This is a genomic window from Protofrankia sp. Cr1, assembly GCF_963555865.1.
Taxonomy (GTDB): Bacteria; Actinomycetota; Actinomycetes; order Frankiales; family Frankiaceae; genus Protofrankia.
Genome location: NZ_CAUVXO010000001.1, coordinates 92,010 through 97,327, shown reverse-complemented (window position 1 = coordinate 97,327; position 5,318 = coordinate 92,010). Strand labels below are relative to the sequence as shown.

The window sequence follows — 5,318 nt, the reverse complement described above, 5'->3', positions numbered from 1 at the left end:
TCCGGATCGGTCAGAGTGCGTGAACCGCTGCCACTCGCGAACGGATCCAGTCGACGATTTGACCCGTCGTCGCCCCCGGCGTGAATATCTCGGCGACCCCGAGCGCCTTCAGCTCGGGAATGTCCGCATCCGGGATGATTCCGCCACCGGTCACCACGATGTCGGTGGCGCCGCGTTCCCGCAGCAGCTCCATCAGCCGCGCAAACAGGGTCATATGTGCGCCTGAGAGCACCGAGAGCCCAATGCAGTCGGCGTCCTCCTGAATGGCGGTCTCCACGATCTGTTCGGGCGTCTGATGCAAGCCGGTGTAGATGACCTCCATACCCGCATCCCGCAACGCACGCGCGATCACCTTGGCACCACGATCATGGCCGTCGAGACCCGGCTTGGCAACCACTACCCGGATCCGCTCACCGTTTCCGCTCACGCCGCCTCCTTGCGATCCGTGACATCGACTTCCGTGACAGGGTGCTTAGAGCGACGCCCGGCCGGCTCGCCGGCTCGCCGGCTCGCCGGCTGGATCGCCGTATGCACCCATCAACATCCGGGAGACAGACCCTAGCGGCGCACGCCCGGACAAGCACGCTGTTGCCGGTCTGACCGCCACGGCCCGCACCAGGAGCCCGACCCGCACCGCGAGCACGGCCTACGAGCAGCACGGCCTGCGAGGTCAACCCGATGATCGGGGCCGGCACGGCTATCGGGGCCGGCCCGGTCATCCGGTCACGTCTGGCGGAGAAACAGTCGACAGCCATCACGTCCGTTTGTACTCTCGGTCACAGTGGACGTCCTAGTGATCCACAATGCGTCCGGCGGCACGAGGGGTCACGAGGAGTGTGGTCAGCAGATCTTTTCGCGATCCGCCAACCACCAATGATCACACTGTTCCGGTTGGCCGGTTCTTCCGACGGCTATCCACGCACGGACGGGAGACGGGTAATCGGAAAACGTCAACTGGGCCGGACCGACATCGCGGTAGCCAGGATCGCCAGATCCTTCGGCACAACCACGGCCCGCCACGGCTCGAAAGTGACGCGTGGGCTGCTCGACGTGCCCGCCACGGTTCGCGGGATGGTCGTGGAAGCCGCCTGGCTGGCAACCCATGTCGCCTTCTATCCGGTCGGGGTCCTCTCGGAAAAACTGCGTGAACCCGCCGACCGCTACACCCTCGAAGGGCTCTCACCGCTGCGCCGCGGCCTTCTCGTCGGCGACATCGAGGCTGCGAGCACGCCGATCCTGCTGGTACACGGCCTGATCGACAACAGGTCCATCTTCACCCGGCTGCACCGATCGCTGCGCCGACGCGGCTTCGGACACGTCGCAACGGTGAACCTGCCTCTGTTCACCTCGGACATACCGACAGCGGCCAGCCGGCTTGCCACGATAGTCGAAACAATGTGCGAACAGACCGGGTGTGGGCGCATACACATCGTCGCCCACTCACTCGGCGGCCTCGTTGCACGCTACTACGTCCAGAAACTGGGCGGCGACATACACGTCCACACGCTCGTGACGCTGGGAACTCCGCACGAAGGCACCCGTCTTGCTCGGGTGGTCCCCCCGATGGTGCCGTACACCCTGCTGCGTCAGCTTCGCCCCGATTCGGATGTGATCCGGGAACTGGCCGAACCAGCTCCGGGTTGCCAAACGCGTTTCCTGGCGTTTTCCGGCGATCTGGACACGGTGATCCGCCCAACCGAGTCAGCCCTTCTTCACCATCCGGACCTCAGCGTCCGCAATGTTCGCCTTCCCGGCGTCGGCCATCATTCGCTCCCGTTCAACCTCGACGTCGTCCATCAGATTGCGACCATGCTGGCCCATCTCGACGATGCCGCGGAACATCCCGCCGCCGGCCAGGACGGCCAAAAAAGGAATCTTCCCGAGGCGGCGGCACGGACCGAAGCGCTGTAAGAGCGCCCGACAACCGGGGCGTGGATCAGGGATCGGGGCCGGAACCCATCCGACATGATCGAATTGTGACGCCCACGACTGCGATGAAAAAGACCCACATTACACCTACCACTGCAACGCCTGTCTGGTCGGGGGTGGCGGCAAAGTCCGGTTTGGCCGGTGTAGCGTCGTAATCGGTTTGCGGGATCCCCCCTCCTGCCGCGTGGTGCCGCGGCAGGAGCCTTGTCGACCAACAGGAGCGTGAGTCCGGGTTGTCGCAACCCCCTGCCCACGGCTCCGCACGGCACCGCGGCCACGGCACGCCTGCAAGGCGTGGAATCCCGTTGGGCCTCGGCCGGCGGGCGGCGTCACTGGCGCAGCTACGCCGCACCGGCGTTGCCTCGGCCGTCGTGTCCACCCTGGGCATCGCCATGGTCAACACAACCGGCATCGCGCACTCCGAACCGCCAGCCGTCGCCCAGCTCGGGATCGCCGGGACGGTTTCTGCGGGGTCGGCCGCCGGCCCGACCGGGACCGACGACCTGAGCGACCCGGCCCTCGTAGGCCAGGTTGACAGCGACGGCGCAGCCATGCAACGCCGGGCGGAGACGGACCGAGTCGACCGCGACGAGGCGCTGGCCCAGTTGTCCATCCTGCTCGTGCAACGGCGAAATGCCGCCGAGCAGACCACGCGCAAACAGGACGAGACGCTGGGTTGGGTGCGCCCTATCGAGGCCTACCTCACCCAGCGGTTCGGCGGCGCCAACGGCCACCCAGGAATTGATCTCGGCGCCGCCCTTGGAACCCGGATTGTCGCCGCCCATGGTGGCACGGTCATCTATGCGGGATGGGAGTCCGGCTACGGCAACTTCGTACAGATCCTGCACGAGAACAAGATCGTAACCTGCTACGGCCACCTGTCACGCATCGACGTTCGGGTCGGCCAGGTCGTCACCACCGGCCAGCAGATCGGCCTGGAAGGTTCAACCGGCCACTCCACCGGCCCACACCTGCACTTCGAGGTCCGGCTCAATGGACAGGACGGCATCAAGATCGATCCGCTGGCCTGGCTCGCCGAACACGGCGTGACCTATTGAGCGACAGATTCCAGCGACGCCCATGATGGCCACCGCCGACCCTCAGAGCTTTTCAACAGGGGCGTAGCGCAGGAGCAGCCGCTTGGTCCCCGTTCCGTCTCCGAAGTCGATGCTTGCCTCGAGATTGTCACCGGACCCCGCCATCGCGACGACCTGACCCATGCCAAACGTGTCATGGTTGACCCGGTCACCCGTGGCAAGATCGGGCATCGGGCGTGGAACCGGCGCCGGACGGCGTCCGGGCAGGCCACCGGCCTTCGCCGTCGACGACCCGGCGGATGCCGAGCCCCACACCGACGCCCGCGGCGCGGCCACCGTCGACGGCGGCCGGGTGCTGCCCTGCCAGTTGACCAGCTCCGTCGGCACCTCGTCGAGAAAACGCGACGGCGGGTTGTACGCCGGCTGGCCCCAGGCGCTGCGAACGTGCGCCCGCGTCAGATACAGCATCGCCCGGGCTCGGGTGATGCCGACATAGGCGAGGCGACGTTCCTCCTCCAGCTCGGTCGGGTTGCCCAGCGTGCGGATGTGCGGGAACATCCCGTCCTCCAACCCGGTCAGGAACACCACCGGGAACTCCAGTCCCTTGGCGCTGTGCAGGGTCATCAACGTGACGGCCCCGGTTCCGCCTTCCGCCGGATCGGGTATCTGGTCGACATCGGCCACCAGGGAGACCTGCGCAAGAAAGTCGGCGAGCGAACCCTGCGGGAAGCGCTCGGTGAACTCCCGGGCCACGCTGAGGAGTTCCTGGAGGTTCTCCACCCGGCCCTCAGCCTCGATGGTGTCCTGAGTAGTCAGTTCGGCGAGGTACCCGGTTCGTTCCAGGGCCGCCTCCAGCACCGCGACCGGACCGGCGGCCACGACCGCCCGAAGTTCGGAAAGAAGATCCACGAAACCACCGACCGCGGTTGCGGAGCGGGCGGTCAGGCCTGGGACCTCCGCCGCCCGGCTCAGGGCGTCGGCGAACGGAATCCGCTGCTGTTCGGCAAAGGTGGCCAGCGTTGTCTCGGCGCGGTCACCGATGCCCCGCTTGGGTACGTTGATGATGCGTCGCAGGTTCACCGTGTCCGCCGGATTGGCCACCACCCGCAGATAGGCGAGGAGATCCCGGACCTCCCGCCGTTCGTAGAAACGCACCCCGCCGACCACCCGGTAGGGCAGCCCGACCCGCATGAACAGTTCTTCAAAGACACGGCTCTGGGCGTTGGTGCGGTAGAAGACGGCGACGTCACCCGGCCTGGCTGTTGCCGCGTCGGTGAGCCGATCAACCTCGGCGGCTACGAACGCGGCCTCGTCATGCTCACTGTCCGAGACGTAACCGACGATCTTCTCGCCGTCGCCGGCGTCCGACCACAGCCGTTTGGGCTTCCGCTGCCCGTTACGGGCGATCACCGCGTTGGCCGCCGACAGGATCGTCTGCGTGGAGCGGTAATTCTGCTCCAGCAGGACCACGGTCGCCTCGGGGTAGTCCTGCTCGAACTCGACGATGTTGCGGATGTTCGCGCCCCGGAAAGCGTAGATCGACTGATCGGCGTCACCCACCACGCACAACTCGGCCGGCTCCACACCATGATCGTCGGCGTCCGGACGGACCAGCTCGCCGTCCACGGTCCGGGGGGACGCGCGCCCGACCAGCTCCCGCACGAGCACGTACTGAGCATGGTTGGTGTCCTGGTACTCGTCTATGAGGACGTGCCGGAACCGGCGCCGGTAGTGCTCGGCGACGTCCGGGAAAGCCTGCAGCAGGTTCACGACGGCCATGATCAGATCGTCGAAGTCGAACGCGTTCGCCTCGGCAAGCCGGCGCTGGTAGCTGCCGTAGGCCTCGGCGGTGGCCCGCTCAAGATGATTGGCCGCCCTGTCCCGGGCGGTCTCCCAGTCGACCAGCTCGTTCTTGAGATTGCTGATCCCGGCGGCGAGCGCGCGGGGCGGATACCTCTTGGGATCGAGGTCCAGGTCGCGGGCGACCAACGCCATCAACCGCTGCGCATCCGCCGCATCATAGATCGAGAAGCTGCTGGTGAACCCGAGACGCGTTGCTTCCGACCGCAGAATGCGCACGCAGGCCGAATGAAAGGTACTGACCCACATCGCCCGCGTCCGAGCGCCGACCAGGGCGGTGACCCGCTCCTTCATCTCGTTCGCGGCCTTGTTGGTGAACGTGATCGCAAGAATCTCACTGGCGCGGACCCCGCGTGCGGCCAGCAGGTAGGCGATCCGGTTCGTGAGCACCCGCGTCTTGCCCGACCCCGCGCCCGCCACCACGAGCAACGGCGAACCGGCATGGACGACCGCGGCCCGCTGCTGCGGGTTCAGGCCCTCCAGCAGAAGATC

The 5,318-nt window shown here is 66.7% G+C and carries 4 protein-coding genes; 2 read left to right on the top strand and 2 right to left on the bottom strand.

Annotation, left to right across the window (positions count from 1 at the left end; translation table 11 throughout):
• Positions 1 to 10: 10 nt before the first annotated feature.
• Complete coding sequence (locus U9980_RS00475; RefSeq protein WP_322747211.1) at positions 11 to 427, bottom strand: cobalamin B12-binding domain-containing protein; 417 nt, start codon at positions 425 to 427, stop codon at positions 11 to 13.
• A 602-nt stretch (positions 428 to 1,029) separates the two neighbouring features.
• Here U9980_RS00475 and U9980_RS00470 point away from each other — a divergent pair.
• A complete protein-coding gene (locus tag U9980_RS00470) occupies positions 1,030 to 1,911 on the top strand; it encodes an esterase/lipase family protein (RefSeq protein WP_322766203.1) in 882 nt (293 codons plus the stop codon).
• A 323-nt stretch (positions 1,912 to 2,234) separates the two neighbouring features.
• On the top strand, positions 2,235 to 2,987 hold the full coding sequence (locus U9980_RS00465; protein ID WP_322752456.1) for a M23 family metallopeptidase: 753 nt from the start codon (positions 2,235 to 2,237) through the stop codon (positions 2,985 to 2,987).
• Positions 2,988 to 3,029: 42 nt separating this feature from the next.
• Here U9980_RS00465 and pcrA read toward each other — a convergent pair whose 3' ends face one another.
• Positions 3,030 to 5,312, bottom strand: a complete 2,283-nt coding sequence (gene pcrA / locus U9980_RS00460; RefSeq protein ID WP_416210095.1) for a DNA helicase PcrA — start codon at positions 5,310 to 5,312, stop codon at positions 3,030 to 3,032.
• Positions 5,313 to 5,318 lie beyond the last annotated feature (6 nt).